This is a genomic window from Bradyrhizobium sp. 521_C7_N1_3 (genome assembly GCF_052075975.1).
GTDB classification, from domain to species: Bacteria; Pseudomonadota; Alphaproteobacteria; order Rhizobiales; family Xanthobacteraceae; genus Bradyrhizobium; species Bradyrhizobium japonicum.
Map to the genome: position 1 here is coordinate 1,652,718 of NZ_CP197232.1, position 17,740 is coordinate 1,670,457.

A 17,740-nucleotide genomic window follows, 5' to 3' on the forward strand; every position below is an offset into this window, starting at 1 on the left:
TAAGCTGATGACTGGCGATATGAAGAGGGGGAGCTCCGGCGGCCGTCAATCGTGGCGACGGCTTCGCGTGTTTCTTGCTATGCCCCTTCTCCTCTCGCTGATCGGCTGTAAGACCGATCTCTACACCAAAATTCAGGAGCGCGAGGCTAATGAGATGCTCGCGCTTCTCCTTGGCAAGGGCGTTGATGCTGTCCGTGTTGTCGCCAAGGACGGAACCAGCACAATCCAGGTCGAGGAAAAGCAGCTCGCTTATTCGATTGACCTGCTCAATGTTGAGGGGCTGCCGCGCCAATCCTTCAAGAATCTCGGCGAGGTGTTCAAGGGATCGGGCCTCGTTGCCTCGCCGATCGAGGAGCGGGCACGATACGTTTATGCTCTAAGCGAAGAATTGTCGCGCACGATCAGCGATATAGATGGCGTCCTTTCAGCACGCGTTCACGTCGTTCTGCCGAAGAACGACTTGTTGCGGCAAGGTGCGACCCCATCCTCGGCATCGGTCTTCATTCGACATGGCTCCAGCGCGAGGCTTTCGGCACTATTGCCGCAGATCAAGATGCTCGTCGCAAACAGCATTGAAGGGCTGTCCTATGACAAGGTCGCCGTTGTCTTCGTGCCGGTCGAGCGCGCTCCAGTCGAGCAGTCTGCCGGTCCGGGAGTCCCTGTGGCTCAGTCAGCAAGAGCCGGCTCATCGCCGTTACTTGCGCTTGCTGTAGGAAGCGCCGGAGCGGTATTCGGCATCGTCGCTTGCGTATTGCTGGGCCCGCGCATGCGTCAGTTTGGAAAATCATCGCGTAAGCTGAGCGTGTTCGGTAGGGGCTCGCGCCTGTCTGCTGACCAAGCGGCGGGCAAGATGATTGCTGATGCGTCATAGTCTGGACGCTCATGCCGCCATCAATGTCAACCACAGCCACAAAAACCAATCGCTCGTTCACGCTCGCAGCCGATCGGCTGCGCGAGCTTGCTGCCTCGGCCGATCCCGGTCGTTTTGCCGGGCTTCTTGACCCGCTGCTTTCACCTTCCACTTTGGCTCGGCTACAGCAGAGTGCCAGGCTACAGCCAAGGCTCGCCGAACTGCTTTTGGGCAGCAAGGGGGAGGTGAGCTGCGGCGACTGGAGCGAAGATGCTCTCCTGGGGCATGATCCGCGGCGGGCTGCGCTGCTCGCGGGCGGCATTTGGCATGCACGCTCCATCCTCAAGCTGTTCTCCAGGCACGATCTGCCTGTGTTGGTGGAGTTGATCGGTGCCGAGGCGCATGCTTTCGCAGTCCGGCATTTATCCTGCGCCGTCGCAACGGCCCCGATCGCCGATCCAGAGCAATTGTCCCGACAGATCGAATATGACGGGCATGCTTGTCTCGGCGCTTGGCTCGAAGAGACTTCATCGCTTGCTCGTATCCGCGTGCTTCTACGCTTGCCCGCTGGGACGGCCGCCGAGAGCTCAACTGCCGAGCACCGTAGCGCAGCAGGCCCGCTGCTTTCCCTCGTCATGGCTCATTTGCGCACTGAGGATGCTGGGGCATGACGGCCGATGCCCTCGCACCACCCGCGGCCCCGAAGATTCGGGCTCTTGGACCGCTGATCCCAGCTGCGCAGCTTGAGATCTGGCACGATGCCATACAGGCGCTGGCCGCTGCCGAGCGGCATCTGCAGCGGGTTCGAGGGTGGGCACGCCTGGCTTATGAGCGGGAACGTGCGCAGGGCCGCGCCGAGGGTGCAAAGGCTGGCGCAGAGGAAATGGCCCGGCTGATTGCGCAGGCGACTTGTGAACTGGCCCAACGCAAGGCGGTTCTGGAGCGGGAATTGCCGCAACTGGTCTTTGAGATCGTTCGCGATCTGCTTGGCGCATTTGATTCGGGCAAGATGCTGGTCCAGTGCGTTCGTCATGCCATCGAGCAAAGATATAAAAACACGGAGGTCTGCCTTCACGTATCCCCACTGAAAGCCGACCTGCTAGCCAGTGAGTTCAAGGATTATGACGGACTTGAGGGCCGGCCGAAGCTCAGGATTGAGGCGGATCCGGCGCTGAGCGCGGACCAATGTGTTTTATGGAGCGAGTTCGGCAACGTCGATCTTGGGCTTGCCGCGCAGCTGCGCGCGCTGCGCCTCGGCTTTGGCTTGACGGAGGAAGCTGAATCGTGACCGTGCAACGACCGACCCATCATGCCGCGGCCGCAGAAGGAACCGTAAAGGCCGCACTCTCATCCTTAAGATCTTCCGCCAAGCACATCGATACACGCGCTGTCCGCGGCCGGATCACGCGGGCCGTGGGCACGCTGCTGCACGCCGTCTTGCCGGAGGCCAGGGTCGGAGAACTGTGCTTATTGCAGGATCCTCGCAGCGGATGGTCGCTCGAGGCCGAGGTAATCGGTCTGTTGCCGGATGGGGTGTTACTCACGCCCATCGGGGACATGGTGGGGCTGTCCAATCGCGCAGAGGTGGTGACGACCGGGCGAATGCAGGAAGTGGCTGCCGGCCCCGATTTGCTCGGCCGCGTGATCGACAGTTTTGGCCGGCCGCTCGACGGCAAGGGCCCTATAAAAGCCGGCGAAGCCAGACCGCTGCGCGGCAGGGCGCCTAATCCGATGAAACGGCGCGCGATTGAACAGCCGTTCCCGCTCGGCGTCCGTGTCCTGGATGGTCTTCTCACATGCGGAGAAGGTCAGCGGATCGGAATTTATGGTGATGCCGGTTGCGGCAAGTCGACGCTGATGTCGCAAATCGTAAGAGGCGCAGCGGCCGACGTCACTATCGTTGCGCTGATCGGCGAGCGCGGTCGAGAGGTGCGTGAATTCATCGAACGTCATCTTGGCGAAGCCCTTCACCGTTCCGTCGTTGTGGTGGAGACTTCCGACCGTTCGGCGATGGAGCGGGCCCAATGCGCCCACATGGCGACAGCGCTAGCCGAATATTTTCGTGATCAGGGCCTTCGCGTCGTTCTGATGATGGATTCTTTGACGCGCTTTAGCCGCGCCATGCGTGAAATCGGACTTGCCGCAGGAGAACCGCCGACCCGGCGCGGATTTCCGCCATCCGTTTTTGCACTGTTGCCGGGCTTGTTGGAGCGCGCCGGCATGGGCGAGCATGGCTCCATTACGGCCTTCTATACTGTGCTTGTCGAAGGTGACGGCACGGGTGATCCGATAGCGGAAGAATCACGCGGCATCCTCGATGGCCACATTATTCTCTCCCGCGCGTTGGCCTCCCGGGAGCATTTTCCGGCGATCGACGTGTTGTCGAGCCGCAGCCGCGTCATGGATGCGATCGTGTCCGTGCCGCATCGCAAGGCGGCATCCTTTTTCCGTGATCTGCTGTCACGGTACGCTGAGGCCGAGTTCCTGATCAAGGTCGGTGAATACAAACAAGGCTCTGATCCGCTGACCGATCGGGCGATCGCCTCGATCGAGCAACTGCGGGCCTTTCTGCGCCAGGGGCAGGGTGAGGCGTGCAGCTTTGAGGAGACGATCGCATGGATATCGCGTCTGACCGCCTAAGTCCCGTTCACGCCTCGAAGCTGCGGCTCGTAAAGGACATGCGGGAGCGAAGCGCCATTCGTGAATTGTCTAACATGGAAGCCAAGCGCCACCTTGCGATCCAAGCTGTCCAACGAGCTTTCGAGCATCTTACACATGCCGAAGAGCGCCGGGCAAAGCTCGAGGCAGAGCTCTATCGGGAGATGCTAGCAGCCGATGCGATGTCTGTTTGCGAGCTGCAGCGGCGCTATCATCTCATCATCGGCCGGCTCACAGACGAGATTGCAGCGGCGCAGCAGGTTCTTGAAAATGCCCGTGCTGCTCAGGCGCAAGCTGAGACTGCGGTTCTTGAGGCGAGGGCCGTTTGGGCCAGGCGTTCAGCGGCGAGCCAGAAATGGCGTGAGATTGATCAAGACGTTCGGCGCACCACGAGTGCTCATTTCGAAGCCGCCGCCGAAATCGAAGCTGATGATGAAGTCTTGCTCCGCTACCGGCGCGGCCCGTCAGGGCAGACGGGAGGTGAGCCAGCATGATTGCAGATCCTCTCACGCGCGAGCTCGGGGCCTGCGGCGCGGAAGCCGCACCGGCCTCGGACCGGCCGGCTGAGCGCGCAGCCTTCATGCCGTCGCTGATCCTGTCGCACGCAGTGGCCTCGTGGCTTAACGAGATCACAGCGTTGCGTGCGCCTCTACAAGGCCTCCTCGGCGAGAAGCCGCTATCTGTGCGCGTGAGCCGGACCGTCTGGCAGGCGGAGCCGGCTGCGGCACCGATGCTCGACTGCGTCTTCGAAGTAGAAGGTGAAACCTTGATCCTGTCCTTGCCGGGTAAGCTTGCGGAAGCGCTGGTTCGGACCGTGCAGAATGGGCTTACCTTACCTTCTGAGCCGGCGCGTTCGCTGGTCCTGGAACTTGCGCTTGAACCCTTGCTTGCTGCGCTGGAAAGAATGACGCAGCGGAATCTGCAGCTTGTTCGCACCGAGGAAGCGCGGAGTACGCAGCCTTATCTTGAATTTGACGTCGCCTATGGTGAGCTCGCCAGCAAGGCTCGGCTGCTTCTATTCTCTCCGTTCGACGGTCCGGTGCCTCCGGCTTTCACCGTCCTCGGCGAGCTGCTCGGCCGATTACCGCGACAGGCGGCCAGGCTGCTTTCCGAACTCCCGGTCATCGTTGCAGGCCATATCGGCTCGCTCCGCGTCGCGATCGGCGTTCTTCGCCAAGCAGAGCAAGGCGATGCGCTGCTCCCGGACACAATTCCACTCGCGCGAGGCCAAATTGTTCTCGTTGCAGACCGATTGTGGGCCCCTGCAGAGATTGGCGGCGACAGGCTGGTGCTGCGAGGACCATTCCGCTTGCGATCCCACCCTCTAAAAAGTGAAGATGTGATGCCCCAAAACCAGATGCAACAGCAGCCCCCGTCAGAGGCGGATATCGACAGCATCGAGATCACACTCGTATTCGAATGTGGCCGCTGGCCGATGCCGTTGGGAACCTTGCGAACCATCAACGAAGGCCACGTGTTCGAACTTGGCCGGCATCTTGACGGGCCGGTCGATATCGTTGCGAACGGCCAACGTATCGGCCGAGGCGACATCGTGCGGATCGGCGAGGAGCTCGCCGTCAGGTTACGCGGCAGGTTGGCGCTTAATGACTGAAATTCAACCCAGCATCCTGGCGCTTCTTGCAATAACGGTCGGCCTTGGTCTCCTGGCCTTTGCTGTCGTCACAACTACAGCCTTTATCAAGGTCTCGGTTGTTCTCTTCCTCGTGCGCAATGCGCTAGGAACTCAATCGATACCGCCGAACATCGTCCTTTACGGAGCGGCACTCATCCTGACCGTCTTCATCAGCGCTCCAGTCTTCGAGCAGACCTATAACCGCCTTACCGATCCGCAACTTCGCTACCAGAGTTTCGATGACTGGGTGATGGCCGCCAAGGAGGGACAGGAGCCGCTGCGTGTTCATCTGAAGAAATTCACCAATGAAGAGCAGCGCCGCTTCTTCCTGTCATCCACCGAACATGTCTGGTCGGAGGAGATGCGCGGCAGCGTAACGGCAGATGATTTCTCAATTCTTGTGCCGTCGTTCTTGATTTCCGAACTCAAGCGGGGCTTCGAAATCGGTTTTCTTCTCTATCTTCCCTTCATCACGATCGATCTGATTGTCACCACGATTTTGATGGCCATGGGTATGTCGATGGTATCCCCCACAGTGATATCTGTCCCCTTCAAGCTCTTTCTGTTCGTCACTATCGACGGCTGGTCACGTCTCATGCACGGGCTAGTACTAAGCTACACCACGCCAGGAGGTTGACCATGAACGAAGCCAGCATCCTTACGCACCTCAGTCAATCGCTCGTGCTCTTCATGATCTGGGTTCTGCCGCCGTTGCTCGCAGCTCTGATCTCCGGACTGATCATTGGCCTTATCCAGGCGGCAACTCAGCTCCAGGACCAAACCCTGCCACTGACGGTCAAGCTTCTGGTTGTCGTCGCCGTGCTCGCCGGTTTTTCCCCGGTTCTCAGCGCCCCGCTGATCGACCAGGCCGAGCGCATCTTCAGCGAGTTTCCGGCACTCACCGCAAGATACTAGCAGAGCTTGGATGGCTGGCCTGTCACCCGCAGAGGCGCAAGTTCTCGTTCAGGGCTCGATCGAATTCGTCGCCGCAACCGGCCTGAGTGCGGCCCGCGCCCTAGGCATCATGCTGGTGCTTCCTGTCTTCACCCGGCCGCGTATCAGCGGCCTCATTCGGGGAAGCCTGACGATTGCGATTGGCCTGCCTTGCCTTGCTCAGATCAAGCTCGGTCTGCAGGCCTTGGACCCGAACACGCGCTTGGTTAGCGTTACCATGCTTGGCGTGAAGGAGGTGTTCGTCGGTCTGATGCTCGGCATCCTGCTCAGTATTCCACTATGGAGCATACAGGCAGTCGGCGACATCATCGATACCCAACGAGGAATTTCAAGCCAAGTTGCGGGGGAGGATCCCGCGACGCACAGCCAAGCGACTGGAACCGGGCTCTTTCTCGGTGTTACGGCGGTTACGATCTTCGTTCTGGTCGGCGGGCTGCAGACCATGGTGAGCGGCCTTTATGGCAGCTACCTAGTGTGGCCTGTCTATCAGTTTTTGCCTGCCTTGACAGTGCAAGGGGCAATGGAGTGTCTTGCCCTTCTCGATCGTATCATGATGACGACCTTGTTGGTCGCCGGGCCGGTTCTGGCCCTGCTGTTGCTGGTGGATATCTCGGTCATGATGCTCGGCCGTTTTGCATCTCAGCTCAAGATGAACGATCTCTCTCCGATGATCAAGAATGTTGCATTCGGGGTCATTATGGTCAGCTACACCGTCTATCTGCTCGAATATGCCGGTTCTGAAATCCTGACCTCGAACGACATGCTCGATCATCTGAGGAAGCTGTTGAAATGAGCTCTACGAGTGAGGAGAAAAAGCTTCCTCCGACGCCCAAGAAGCTGCGCGATGCGCGCAAGAAGGGGCAGAGCGCGCGCAGCTCCGATCTAGTGAGCGGCGTCAGCGCCTGTGCCGGTTTCGGCTGTCTGTGGTGGCGAGCGGGTGCCATTGAGGACAAGTGGCAGGAGACGGCCCGGCTGGTCGATAAACTGCAGGAGCAGCCGTTCACAAGCGCGGTGCCACAAGCGCTCAGCGGCTTGCTAGAACTTTCGATTGCCACTGTCGCTCCGTTGCTCGCCGCTGCCGTGACAGCAGCTCTTCTGGCCAATGTCCTGGCCAATGGCGGCTTTATGTTTGCTTCGGAGCCGCTCAAGCCGAAGCTCGAGAAACTCGATCCCATCAAAGGCTTGAAGCGTATCGTCTCGAAACGTTCGGCCATCGAGCTTGGCAAGACCCTGGCTAAAGTGGTTTTGCTTGGTGCGATCTTCTTTTTAACCGTGACCGCGAGCTGGAAAGCGCTGGTGTACCTGCCAGTCTGCGGCATGGGCTGTTTTGGTTTCGTCTTCACCGAGGTTAAACTGCTGATTGGCATTGCCGCTGGAGCTTTTCTGGTCGGCGGATTGGCTGACCTTCTAATCCAGCGTTGGTTGTTTATGCAGGACATGCGCATGACGGAAACGGAGGCCAAGCGGGAGAACAAGGAACAGCAAGGCAATCCGCAGGTGAAGCGCGAGCACCGGCGGCTGCGGCAAGAGTCGGCAAACGAGGCTCCACTCGGCATCAGCCGGGCCACGTTGATATTGCGGGGACCGGCAACGTTGATTGGTCTGCGCTATGTTCGCGGCGAGACCGGTGTGCCGGTGTTGGTCTGCCGTGGCGAGGGTGAAGCTGCTTCACAGCTGCTTGGTGAGGCGCGCGCGCTTCGCCTCAACATTGTGGAGGACAATGTTCTGGCGCGTCAGCTGCTCGGCAAGGCAAGGCTCGGCAACCCGGTGCCTTCGCAGTATTTCGAGTCAGTCGCAAAAGCGCTCTATGCGGCGGGGCTAGTCTAGGGTCCAGACTCAATTGAGCCAATATGCGACGAGAGCGGCGAGATGAACAGCGGCCAAAAAATTACGGGCGAGCTTGTCATATCGCGTGGCGATGCGCCGGAAGTCCTTGAGCCTGCAAAAGCAGCGTTCGATGACATTTCGTCCTTTGTAGGCGCGTTTGTTGAAGCGATGGATGACGACACGGTTAGATTTATTGGGGATTACGGGCTTGGCGCCACGACGAATGATTGCGCCGCGAAGCTTGTCGCCATCATACCCTTTGTCGGCGAGGAGCACGCTCATGGGTGGCGCGAGCGCCAGGACATCGGGAGCCGCAGCGATATCGGCATCCTGGCCTGGAGTCAGATGCAGGACGACCGGCCGGCAGAGCGGATCGCTCAGCGCATGGATTTTTGTCGTGCGGCCTCCGCGCGAGCGGCCGATTGCTTGATTGTGCTCCCCCCTTTTCCGCCGGAGGCACACCGGTGAGCTTTAATCGAGGTCGAGTCGAGCGACAGTACGACGCCGTCTTCGCCAGGCTTGGCCAGCGCTTCGAAGATTGCGCACCATCGTCCTCGCTTGGCCCAGCGATTGAAGCGATTGTAGATCGTCGTGTAAGGGCCGTATTCACGTGGACAATCACGCCATCGTGCACCCGATTGCAGCATGTGAATGATGCCGCTGACGATGCGTCGGTCGTCGTCCCGATCCGGCCCCGTCAGTCCCCTCGGCAGATGCGGTTCGATACGCGCCCATTGCCTGTCGTTCAGCCAAAACAAACCAGCGCGCATTCTCTCGCCCCCGAATCAACACGTAGGCAAGAGAATCACGTGGCGCTATTTAGGTACAGACCCTAGTCATCCGGAACGCAAGTTCGTCGCATTGGTTGATAGCTTGAATCTCGAGAGAGGAGAGCGCTTGTGGCGAATGCAGGTGGGAAAGGCCGGCCGATCGCGCCGTTGGTGCTGAGTCCGCAGGAGCGGGCGTACTTGGAGAGGCAAGTTCGTCGTCATCGTGCTGCGCGGTTGCTTTCCTGAGCGATGCCGCGCGATCCTGCGGTGGGCGGATGGCTTGCCAAGCAAGTCTGTGGCTGCCGAACTCGGCCTCCACGAACACACCGTTGGCAAGTCGCGCCGCCGATTTTTGAAGGATCGCTGTGATGGCTTGCTTGACGAGGCACGCCCTGGCCGCCCTCGCACCATCAACGACGATCAGGTTGCCGCCATGATCGATCGCACGCTGCGTACGACGCCGGCCGAGGCGACGCAATGGTTGATCCGCTCGATGGCTGCGGAAACTGGCTTTTCCCGCACCACGATCCGCCGAATGTGGTCGGCGTTCGGCTTGCAACCGCACCGTAGCCAGACATTCAAGTTGTCGAGCGATCCGCGGCTCGTCGACAAGGCACGCGACATCGTCGGCTTTACCTGTCCCCGCCGAACCGAGCCCTTGTCCTCAGCATCGATGAGAAAAGCCAGATTCAGGCACTCGATCGCGAGCAGCCGGTCTTGCCAATGATGCCCGGCATACCGGAGCGTCGTACGCACAGCTATGTGCGGCATGGTGCGACCACGCTGTTTGCCGCGCTCGATGTCGCCTCGGGGTTCGTCATCGGCAAATGCTACAAGCGCCACCGGGCAGTCGAGTCTTGAAGTTTTTAAAAGAGATCGATGCTCAAGTTCCTGAAGGCCTCGATGTCCATATCGTCATGGACATGTGTAGACGCCCCCGTTGGTGCAAGAAGAATCTTTCGAAGAGTGCGGAGCGTGGTCGGGCGCTGACATGTGTTCGGCCTTTTGTTGCGGCTGCCACATGCCGCTGGCCCGTATGGGAGTTCGCGGAACGGGTCCAATTCAACTTCGCGTGCTCGAGGCGCGTATCCATGATCTGGTTTTCCCATTCCTGTCTCGTGACCGTGCGCCATACTCTCCGGTTGACCTTCTCACACTCACGGTCCCTGCCGCGGAACTACTTCGCCGCAGCCGGAGCCCGATAGGTTCCGCCTCTCGCCATCAATGCCCAGACGATGCGCGCCATCTTGTTAGCGAGGGCGACGATCACCAGCATGGGCGGCTTGAGGGCAAGCATGCGCGCAAGCCAAGAATCCGCTGTCGAGTCTTTGCGCATTGCCCAGCGCACGGCCGCGCTCGCGCCGATGATCAGTAGTCGTCGCAGGGTTCGTTCGCCCATACGTGACGTCTTGCCGAGCTTCTGCTTGCCTCCGGTGGAGCGCTGCAGCGGGGTAAGCCCCAGCCATGCCGCAAAGTCGCGTTGCGACCGTGCACGTCGGCTGCGCGGCAAGACATTTAAGGATCTGATCCCGGCGCAGCTTCTTGCGGAAAAGCACGGTTCCTGATGCATCCGCGCCGTGCATCTGGAACACATTCTTCGCCAGATCCAACGCGATTATGCTAAATTCCGACATGGACGCCTCCGTTCAAGTGATGGTCAACGACACCACTTTGGCACAGCGATGCCGTGAGGGGGCGTCCACATGGGGTAATCGCAGGAGCGTGTTGCCCTAAAGACAATCAATAGTCTTGGAGGGTGGCTGTTCCCCGATAGGATGGAAATACGGGCTCACGACTGGACGCCGGGCCCAAGCATCGAATGGAGAACAGCCATGGAAGAGTATATCGGTCTCGATGTGTCGATGAAAGAGACGGCGGTCTCGATCCGTCGAGCAGGTGAACGGATCTGGCGCGGCAAGTGTGCATCTGATCCCAGTGTCATCGCCGCGCTCATCCGCAAGCGGGCGCCGGCCGTGAAACGCGTGGTGTTCGAGACGGGACCGCTGTCGGTATGGTTCTATCATTCTTTGCGCACCGAAGGATTGCCGGCGATCTGCGTCGATGCGCGCCATGATAAAGCGGCGCTCGATATGGCGGCGAACAAGACGGACGCGAACGACGCCGATGGTCTGGCGCAGCTCGCGGAAGTCGGGTTCTTTCGTGAGGTGCGCGTGAAGGGATTCAACAGCATGCTGACCCGCACGCTTGTCGCGGCGCGCACGCGGCTGGTCCGGATCACCACCGAGCTTTCGAACCAGATCCGCGGCGTCATGAAGACCTTCGGTCTGCTTGTTCCCGCCGGAAAGGGAAGCACCTTCGAGAACGTCCGGAACCTTCTGGCTGATCAGGACGGACTTGCATCCATCGTGCTTCCGATGCTGGAAGCCTGGCGTGGCATTCGCATCCGCGCCGCCGAACTCGGTCGCCAGTTGGTTCGGGATGCGCGCGAGAGTCAGGCCTGCCGCATCCTCATGTCGATTCCGGGCATCGGTGCGATCACCGCAACCTCTTTTGCCACAGCTATTGAGGAGCCTGACAACTTTAGGAAATCCCGATCTGTTGGCGCGTGGATCGGCCTGACAACGCGCCGCTACCAATCCGGAGAAGTCGATTATGATGGCCATATATCCCGACGTGGCGACCGCCATTTGCGTGGGCTTCTCTATGAAGCGGCAGCGGTCATTCTGACGCGCAGCTCAACCGACAGCGCTCTGCGGACGTGGGGACGGCATCTCCGGGAGAGGATCGGCTTCAAAAGAGCCGCCGTGGCTGTGGCACGGAAACTGGCGGTGATAAGCATACGATGCTTAAGACCGGCGAGCTGTTCAATCCGAATGCCGGAGCTGCCGCATAAGCTCGGATAGCGTTCAGAACCTGAACGCCTAAGGTATCCCTGCCAGGACGTGAGCCGAGCCATTCCGCTGATGGGGTTGCACTGCTGACTCAGCAAAGTGCGTCGTCCACATTGAAGGCTCGTCCGCGAAGCTCCATCATGCGGCGACCAATGTCGACCGCGAAGACAACCACGCACCCGGCAGCGTCTCTTGACGAAACTAAATGCTTGACGTCCCAGCAGCGATTAGACGACACCTCCGTCGGGCAACTCGAGGCCGACATCTGCACCTTCATCCACCTGCACAACCAAAACCCGAAGCCCTTCAAATGGACCAAGTCCGCAGACCAGATTTTGGCTTCCGTCAAACGCTTCTGCCACAAAACCCAGCAGACTTTATGTGGCGAACATTAGATTCACGTGACTAGGTCGTCCTGTCCTGACGCTGCGATCTGCAGGCTGGCGCTCAATCGATGCTCGCATCTTCCGCGAGGCGCCGATGCGCTCGCCCGATAGCCTCTGGGCCGCGGCCTCGCCGACCGGATCACCGGATCAGCTGCGGCGCCAAGCGCAACAACTTGTTCGCCCATTTCGGGAGCTTCAGCGCCTACACCCTCGAGGACGTCGACTTGTACCACCTTGGCTAGGGGACCCTGCCACTCGGTTGACAAGCCGGTAGTGCTGATCGTCAACTAGTACCCACTTTTCTTGGAACGTGAGTCGTGATTCAAGGTCGGGATGATACCCGAAGCAAGAGAAGTCCACCTTTCGAGGAAAGATCGCAAGGTGCTTGAGGCGTGCTGTCGCTCACCGGTGACGTTGCAGCGCGATTTGAAGCGGGCGCGGATAGTTCTGTTGGCGGCGGATGGGCGCAGCACCCGGTCGATCGCCAAGGAAGTTGGGGTCCAGCCGCGGATTGTCAGCCTTTGGCGGCATCGCTATGCCGACCATGGCCTTGAAGGGCTGCAAGACAAGCCGCGGCCTGGCAAGCAGCCGATCTATACGAAGACGACCGACAAGCGGATTCTGAAGCTGCTGGATAAGCCGCCACCGCAAGGGTTTGCGCGCTGGACCGGCCCCCTGCTGGCCGAGGCGCTGGGCGATGTCGATGTCCAATATGTCTGGCGGTTCCTGCGCAGCCACAAGATTGACCTGGTGGCTCGCAAGTCCTGGTGCGAGAGCAACGACCCGAACTTTACGGCCAAAGCCGCCGATGTTGTCGGCCTCTATGTCGCGCCGCCGGCGAAGGCCATTGTGCTGTGCGTGGACGAGAAGCCCTCGATCCAGGCTTTGGAGCGAGCGCAGGGTTATCTGAAGTTGCCCAATGGCCGCGCCTTAACCGGCCAAAGCCACGATTACAAGCGGCATGGCACCACAACATTGTTTGCGGCGCTCGAAGTCGCCACCGGAAAGATCATCGCGACCCATTCAAAACGCCGGCGCCGCGTCGAGTTTCTCGATTTCATGAACAGCGTCACCGCGACTTTTCCGAACCGCAAGCTTCACGTCATCCTCGACAACCTCAACACCCATAAAAAGAACGAGGACTGGCTCAAGGCCCACCCCAACGTGCAATTTCATTTCACGCCGACAAGTGCGTCATGGCTCAATCAGGTCGAAGTATGGTTTTCCATCTTGCAGGGGCAGTCGCTCAGCGGCACCTCCTTCACGAGCCTCAAGCAGCTTCAGGAACACATCGATGCCTACGTCAACGCATACAACGACAGAGCCGAGCCCTTCGTCTGGACCAAGAAAAAGGTCCGTCAACGCCGTTTCAAAGGCCGCCGTATCACTCAGCTCTGATTCCGGGTACTAGGGACGGTGCCATCTGGAGCATGTCTCTGGTCGTCTATCTCGAGCCGCGCTGCTACAAGTTCATACGATCACAGCGTTTATACGTCTCAAGATCGGCCCGAGTGCCACATTGCGCCGCACACGTTCGAGAGCCACAGGACGTAAGCCTGCGTGCGAGAGAAAAAGCAAGCCTCCAGCTAAACTCGAGACGCAAGGGTATTGCCGCCATTGTCCATCAACGCCGTTTTCCCGCGCGGGGTGCTTGCAACGTCTATTGCTTCACCTAACCCAACCCGCTAGCTGACACCGGACAAGCTTCGCCGAACATCGCAAGTTTGCGCCGGCAGTTAGCTCGTCGTATCGAAGCATGGATTTCGCATTCGGTCGGCAAGAACCTCTGGATGATCCCGTATAGCGGTGCCGCGGCGGTTAAGTGCCTGGCGGTCGCCTGGTTGCGCGAGCCGCCGAGATGGTTCTAATAGATCATATACGCCAGCCGGCCGAATCGGCTTCCAGCCGTCGAGGGCATCCACCGCGATTCAAAGTCGCTTTCATGTGGCCCGTCCAGAAGCGCTCGTTGGCTCAGAGGGCAGGGCCGTCAACAGGCCGAGCAGGCTGCCAGTGAAGCCTTCGAAGCAGGGTAGAAGCGATCGCCCGTTCCAGCGGCTTGGAGAATCTTAAACAATTATTGAATGTTGATTGCTGCTCCATGTACGTGCGCTCACCGACTTTGCCGCCGCCAGCCATCTACGCGCAGCCGGCACCATCCTCCATCCGATCGCCCCAGTTCTCAGCCTCTGGGCCGGCACCGGTGGGCAAAGCGACAGCACACGGACGCGCGCTTTACAGCCTATGGGCTCTGGCCGTATCGCGTTCACTGCCTCCTTTGCTGCCACGTTACCAAATGAGGTAGGTATCGCGTGTTGGCAATTGTGGTACCTTGTAGGGGATGATCGAAATGAGCGGCGAACAACTTAGTACGTTATAAGCCCTTCAAGCTAGGAGATCTCGAATGGCACCGAATGCAAGCGAAGACGAGAAACGCGAGCGGCGGCCACATGTCGGGCACGACCCGGCTCTGATATCTGGCGCTTCCGCCGATGGCGCTGGGAAATCTACGACAGCCGCATCGCCTAGTCCATTTACTTTTCGGGAATGGCAGAGCTCGATTGAAGCGACAAGCAACCTGTTCGCTGCGGCCCTGAAGGACGGACTAGGTTTGGCGGCTTCCTCCCTGCACGATCAGGCCACCTTTCTGAAGGATATCGCGGACTCCAAAACTTCCTCGGAGCTGTTGCGGTGTCACCTGGATTTTCTGGAGAAATTCTGGTCGAGGTCGTTCAGCGCCGGCTCGAAGATATTGGATCATCTCAAGCCACAGCCATCACCCGCGGGAAGGCAGGCGCTTCACTGAGCTTGCGATAAGAGCCCGATCGCAGCTACTTCCTCCAGAGCCGAGGGCATATGTCGCCCACTGACGAGGGTGTGGGTCGCTTTAGTGGCTTCAGCTCACCCGCCAAATCCCACGATTGCTCTGAACTCAAGATGCCGCGAGTTATCTAAGATTCGTTTGCCATAGATACCTCTCTTTTTGTCGAATAGAGCTTTTCTTAGGCGGAGGCAGGCAACCGCTGTCCGCTCAAGGGGGCGCAGATCCGGTTGGCGGCCGATGCCGGGATGAGTGATGACGTGATCGCCACAAGCCTGGGCGTCGGCCACTTGGCGGTCTCCCACCCTTCGACGTTTTTGTCGAAGGCAACCTGGCGGAGAACCAGAGCGAAGAGCCGCCTACCGGGCAGAGCGCGAACTCAACGACAAGGAAGAGGCCCTTCTGGTGGCCACCGCCTGCGGCCCTCCGGCAGGCCGGGCGCTGGACACCGGAGCTGCTAGCTGGCGAATGCTCAGGCTGACGTGGTACCAAGCGTGCCGCCGGAACGTCGTTCTCACGCTTGACTGCAACTTGCCCACACGGGCCGCTTTCGTTTTGGGAATTGCCGGGTCTCGTCAGCTTTCAGTAAGCCAGCCCGGATACAGAGCCGTTGTGGTTAACGGGACGTGGCAGGGACAGCGCTATCTATCCAGAACGGTCAGCGCCGAGTCACGCTTTCCGCTAAACTCAACGGCAGCGCGGAGCGGCAGGGATAGTGCCTTTATCCAGCCCCCCAGGTCGGTAGGCGCCAGGCCGCGCCCGCGCTGTTTCCTGTCGCTGACCTTCTGTAGTCGGCTTTAAGCGTTCAGGGGGTGGAACATGGACGGCTTCAACTCAACATCCTCGCCTTATGCGCCGCAAGTGCGGCGCAACCAGCCGCTGCCAAGTTTGTCTCTTTATGGGCCCCCGAGCTGGCAGCAGGGAGATCCGTGGGCGCCGGAAGACCTCAAGTTGCGAATGGGTTTGCACAAGCTTCTGCCCCATCCGGATCTGAGCCAAATAAAAGTCTTACTCTCGGGGACGTGAACTAAACAGCCGGTATCGGGCCGCCAGGCTCGGAACACGAGATTTTTCTCCGCAGAAACTGAACTAGCTCCCGATTGAAGTCAGCCAAGGCGGCGAGTCGCCCGCGCTGCCTGCGATCCGAGTCGATCGTTAATAAGCCGAATTGGGCTGAACTGGACAGTTGAGCGTTGGCCAGAGTGAGAGCAGGAAGAGGGACAAAAGGTCTCTGAGCCAAGCCAGGACACGGCGGAGGTTGTGGCCAACGGCCGAGAGGAGAACGTTAGCGGCATCTCCGGCGCGGCCTTTGAGATAGCAGCGGCTAAGGTGACCTTCGTTCTTCATGTGTCCGATGATGGGCTCGATGGCGGAACGGCGGCGTAGCTCGCGCTTGATGACGCCGAAGACGCCGCGCTTCTGGCCCGAGATGAAGACGCGGCGGGGATTTTGTGTGTCGTGGCCGCGATATCCCTTGTCGACATAGGCCCGTTCGATCGGGCAGCCGGTGAGGCTCTCGGTGCGCTCGATGACGTTGCGAAGGGTGTGACCGTCGTAGGGGTTGTCCGGCAGCGAGCAGGCGTGGAGCACGAACAAGCCGCCCGGAGCTCTTTGGTTGTTGGTGACGATGGAGGCCTTCACGCAGAACTCATAGGGCGCGGCGGCCTTGCCCTTGCCGATGCACTCGACCTCCGGAGCATGGAAGGAATACAACTTCCAGCCGCGCTGGCGCTGCTGCTGCGAGCCGATCTGGGTGGCTCGGCTCAGCGGCAGGGCGAATGCCCCCTCCAATGCGGCCTGGCCCTCGGTCTTGCGGCGAATGTCGCGGATGATCCGGCCCAGCCGGCTGCGCAGGATGCGCAGCTGTCGCTGATGCCGGTTGAATTGTTTGGCATGAGCGTAGCGGCCCGCCATCATCGCCGCGCTTTTGGCCACGCGAACATAGGATTGCCGGAGCCTGACCCCGTGCTTCCTCGCCAGGCGGTTCAACCCGCGGATCGCTGCATGCAGCAGCTTGGCGTCGGTCGGGAAGCTGATGGCCTTCGGTTGGACGGTCGTGTCGACCGTGACCCGCTTGAGGTCCTGGCTGCGCAACGCACCGCTCGCGTGCGCCACGCGAAGGCTCTCGGCCAACAACCGCTCCAGCTTGTCGCCGAGCCGCTTGCGCCAGTGGCTCAGGTCTGAGCGCTCATGCGGGAAAACGTGCTGGAAAAACTCTTCGCCGGTGAAGAACTGGAAGTACGGATCGTGGACCCAGCGCTCGCACACCCCCTCGTAGATGTGCTTGAGCAGCAGCAATCCGATCATGAAGCGGGTCGCGATACCCGGCCTGCCGTTGTCGCTGTAGAGCGGCGCGATCTCGCCGTCGATCCAGTCCCAATCGACCCTGCCGGCGAGCAGAACCAGCTCGTGTCGCATGTTGATGATCTGGTCCAGCCGGGACCGGAACAGATCGTTCGAGCCTGTCGTCCTGTGCTTCTTTGGTCGCATCGGTCCCTCCGATGCAGCACAGAATCACGGTTCGCAGCGGCAGGGAAATCCAAAATCGAAATTGCAGGTTTTTGCTGTGAAGCCCCAATCCCCTGCAATCTCAAATGCCGCCGCAACCGGAAAACAGACTCTCAATCAAGTGCTTGGAGGCTTGTTCACGGACAACATCCGAAGCTGATCGCCGAGACACGTGAGGCGACTACCAGTCCTGGGGCGAGAGCTTCGTCGCCCTGGCCGAGGGTCTGCAGAACGCGCTGTGGTCGCTCGGCGGGCCAGCGCGTAAGCATCGCACCGGGCCAAGGCCCGAGCCCGTATCAGAGTCCCGTGAATGGTGTCGTAGTTCAGGTATCCCTGCAACACGCGGCGGAGCCACGCGCCGGTATCAACGATGAACGCCTGGCGGCGGTTCGTTACGCCGTGTCGTATCGTGCCATCCTGGCATTGCGGGAGTCGATTGTCACCCGTCGGATTGTGATGCGCGTTTCGCGGGATCGTGAGCGCG

14 protein-coding genes and 4 pseudogenes are annotated in these 17,740 nt (G+C 60.0%); 15 read left to right on the forward strand and 3 right to left on the reverse strand.

Annotated elements, in window-relative coordinates; translation table 11 throughout:
* The first annotated feature begins 7 nt into the window (after nucleotides 1-7).
* Genes sctJ through AB7008_RS07695 form a run of 10 tightly spaced genes read left to right on the forward strand, consistent with a single transcriptional unit; the run spans nucleotide 8 to nucleotide 7,922 of the window.
* The gene (gene sctJ, locus AB7008_RS07650) at nucleotides 8-871 is read left to right on the forward strand and encodes a type III secretion system inner membrane ring lipoprotein SctJ (protein ID WP_011084621.1); all 864 of its coding nucleotides are present in this window, start codon (nucleotides 8-10) and stop codon (nucleotides 869-871) included.
* 11 nt (nucleotides 872-882) lie between these two features.
* A complete protein-coding gene (locus AB7008_RS07655; RefSeq protein ID WP_011084622.1) occupies nucleotides 883-1,521 on the forward strand; it encodes a nodulation protein in 639 nt (212 codons plus the stop codon).
* Nucleotides 1,518-2,138 (forward strand): type III secretion system stator protein SctL, encoded by a 621-nt coding sequence (sctL, locus tag AB7008_RS07660; RefSeq protein WP_011084623.1) that lies wholly within the window; start codon nucleotides 1,518-1,520, stop codon nucleotides 2,136-2,138. The genes AB7008_RS07655 and sctL overlap by 4 nt, the downstream gene beginning before the upstream one ends.
* A complete protein-coding gene (gene sctN / locus AB7008_RS07665) occupies nucleotides 2,135-3,490 on the forward strand; it encodes a type III secretion system ATPase SctN (RefSeq protein WP_011084624.1) in 1,356 nt (451 codons plus the stop codon). The genes sctL and sctN overlap by 4 nt, the downstream gene beginning before the upstream one ends.
* A complete protein-coding gene (locus AB7008_RS07670) occupies nucleotides 3,466-4,002 on the forward strand; it encodes a hypothetical protein (protein WP_011084625.1) in 537 nt (178 codons plus the stop codon). Before sctN ends, AB7008_RS07670 begins: the two co-directional genes overlap by 25 nt.
* Nucleotides 3,999-5,120 (forward strand): type III secretion system cytoplasmic ring protein SctQ, encoded by a 1,122-nt coding sequence (sctQ, locus tag AB7008_RS07675; RefSeq protein WP_011084626.1) that lies wholly within the window; start codon nucleotides 3,999-4,001, stop codon nucleotides 5,118-5,120. Before AB7008_RS07670 ends, sctQ begins: the two co-directional genes overlap by 4 nt.
* Nucleotides 5,113-5,778 carry a type III secretion system export apparatus subunit SctR gene (sctR, locus tag AB7008_RS07680; protein ID WP_011084627.1) on the forward strand — a complete coding sequence of 222 codons (666 nt, stop codon included), beginning with the start codon at nucleotides 5,113-5,115 and terminating at the stop codon, nucleotides 5,776-5,778. Before sctQ ends, sctR begins: the two co-directional genes overlap by 8 nt.
* A gap of 2 nt (nucleotides 5,779-5,780) precedes the next feature.
* Nucleotides 5,781-6,056 carry an EscS/YscS/HrcS family type III secretion system export apparatus protein gene (locus AB7008_RS07685; RefSeq protein ID WP_011084628.1) on the forward strand — a complete coding sequence of 92 codons (276 nt, stop codon included), beginning with the start codon at nucleotides 5,781-5,783 and terminating at the stop codon, nucleotides 6,054-6,056.
* Between the two features lie 10 nt (nucleotides 6,057-6,066).
* Complete coding sequence (sctT, locus tag AB7008_RS07690; protein WP_011084629.1) at nucleotides 6,067-6,888, forward strand: type III secretion system export apparatus subunit SctT; 822 nt, start codon at nucleotides 6,067-6,069, stop codon at nucleotides 6,886-6,888.
* On the forward strand, nucleotides 6,885-7,922 hold the full coding sequence (locus AB7008_RS07695) for an EscU/YscU/HrcU family type III secretion system export apparatus switch protein (RefSeq protein WP_014497939.1): 1,038 nt from the start codon (nucleotides 6,885-6,887) through the stop codon (nucleotides 7,920-7,922). Before sctT ends, AB7008_RS07695 begins: the two co-directional genes overlap by 4 nt.
* 9 nt (nucleotides 7,923-7,931) lie before the next feature.
* Here AB7008_RS07695 and AB7008_RS07700 read toward each other — a convergent pair.
* A protein-coding gene (locus AB7008_RS07700; protein ID WP_110115815.1) for an IS5-like element ISBj2 family transposase occupies nucleotides 7,932-8,692 on the reverse strand; the annotation gives its coding sequence in 2 pieces (ribosomal slippage) (nucleotides 7,932-8,353 and nucleotides 8,353-8,692; 762 coding nt in all).
* Nucleotides 8,693-8,821: 129 nt separating this feature from the next.
* Between AB7008_RS07700 and AB7008_RS07705 the strand changes: the two are divergent.
* A pseudogene (locus AB7008_RS07705) lies at nucleotides 8,822-9,615 on the forward strand (IS630 family transposase); the annotation flags it as partial.
* 254 nt (nucleotides 9,616-9,869) lie between these two features.
* Here the strand turns inward: AB7008_RS07705 and AB7008_RS07710 are convergent.
* Nucleotides 9,870-10,199 (reverse strand): annotated as a pseudogene (locus tag AB7008_RS07710) (transposase); the annotation flags it as partial.
* Between the two features lie 325 nt (nucleotides 10,200-10,524).
* Here AB7008_RS07710 and AB7008_RS07715 point away from each other — a divergent pair.
* From AB7008_RS07715 to AB7008_RS07730, 4 genes and pseudogenes are all read left to right on the forward strand, one after another.
* A pseudogene (locus AB7008_RS07715) lies at nucleotides 10,525-11,546 on the forward strand (IS110 family transposase).
* Nucleotides 11,547-11,780: 234 nt separating this feature from the next.
* Nucleotides 11,781-11,939, forward strand: a pseudogene (locus AB7008_RS07720) (IS630 family transposase); the annotation flags it as partial.
* Nucleotides 11,940-12,263: 324 nt separating this feature from the next.
* The gene (locus AB7008_RS07725) at nucleotides 12,264-13,328 is read left to right on the forward strand and encodes an IS630-like element ISRj1 family transposase (protein WP_011084514.1); all 1,065 of its coding nucleotides are present in this window, start codon (nucleotides 12,264-12,266) and stop codon (nucleotides 13,326-13,328) included.
* Nucleotides 13,329-14,331: 1,003 nt separating this feature from the next.
* Entirely contained in the window at nucleotides 14,332-14,733 is a 402-nt protein-coding gene (locus tag AB7008_RS07730; protein WP_014497933.1) for a hypothetical protein, read from the forward strand.
* A gap of 1,170 nt (nucleotides 14,734-15,903) precedes the next feature.
* Here AB7008_RS07730 and AB7008_RS07735 read toward each other — a convergent pair.
* On the reverse strand, nucleotides 15,904-17,238 hold the full coding sequence (locus AB7008_RS07735) for an IS5-like element ISBj2_B family transposase (protein ID WP_181577869.1): 1,335 nt from the start codon (nucleotides 17,236-17,238) through the stop codon (nucleotides 15,904-15,906).
* Between the last annotated feature and the right edge of the window lie 502 nt (nucleotides 17,239-17,740).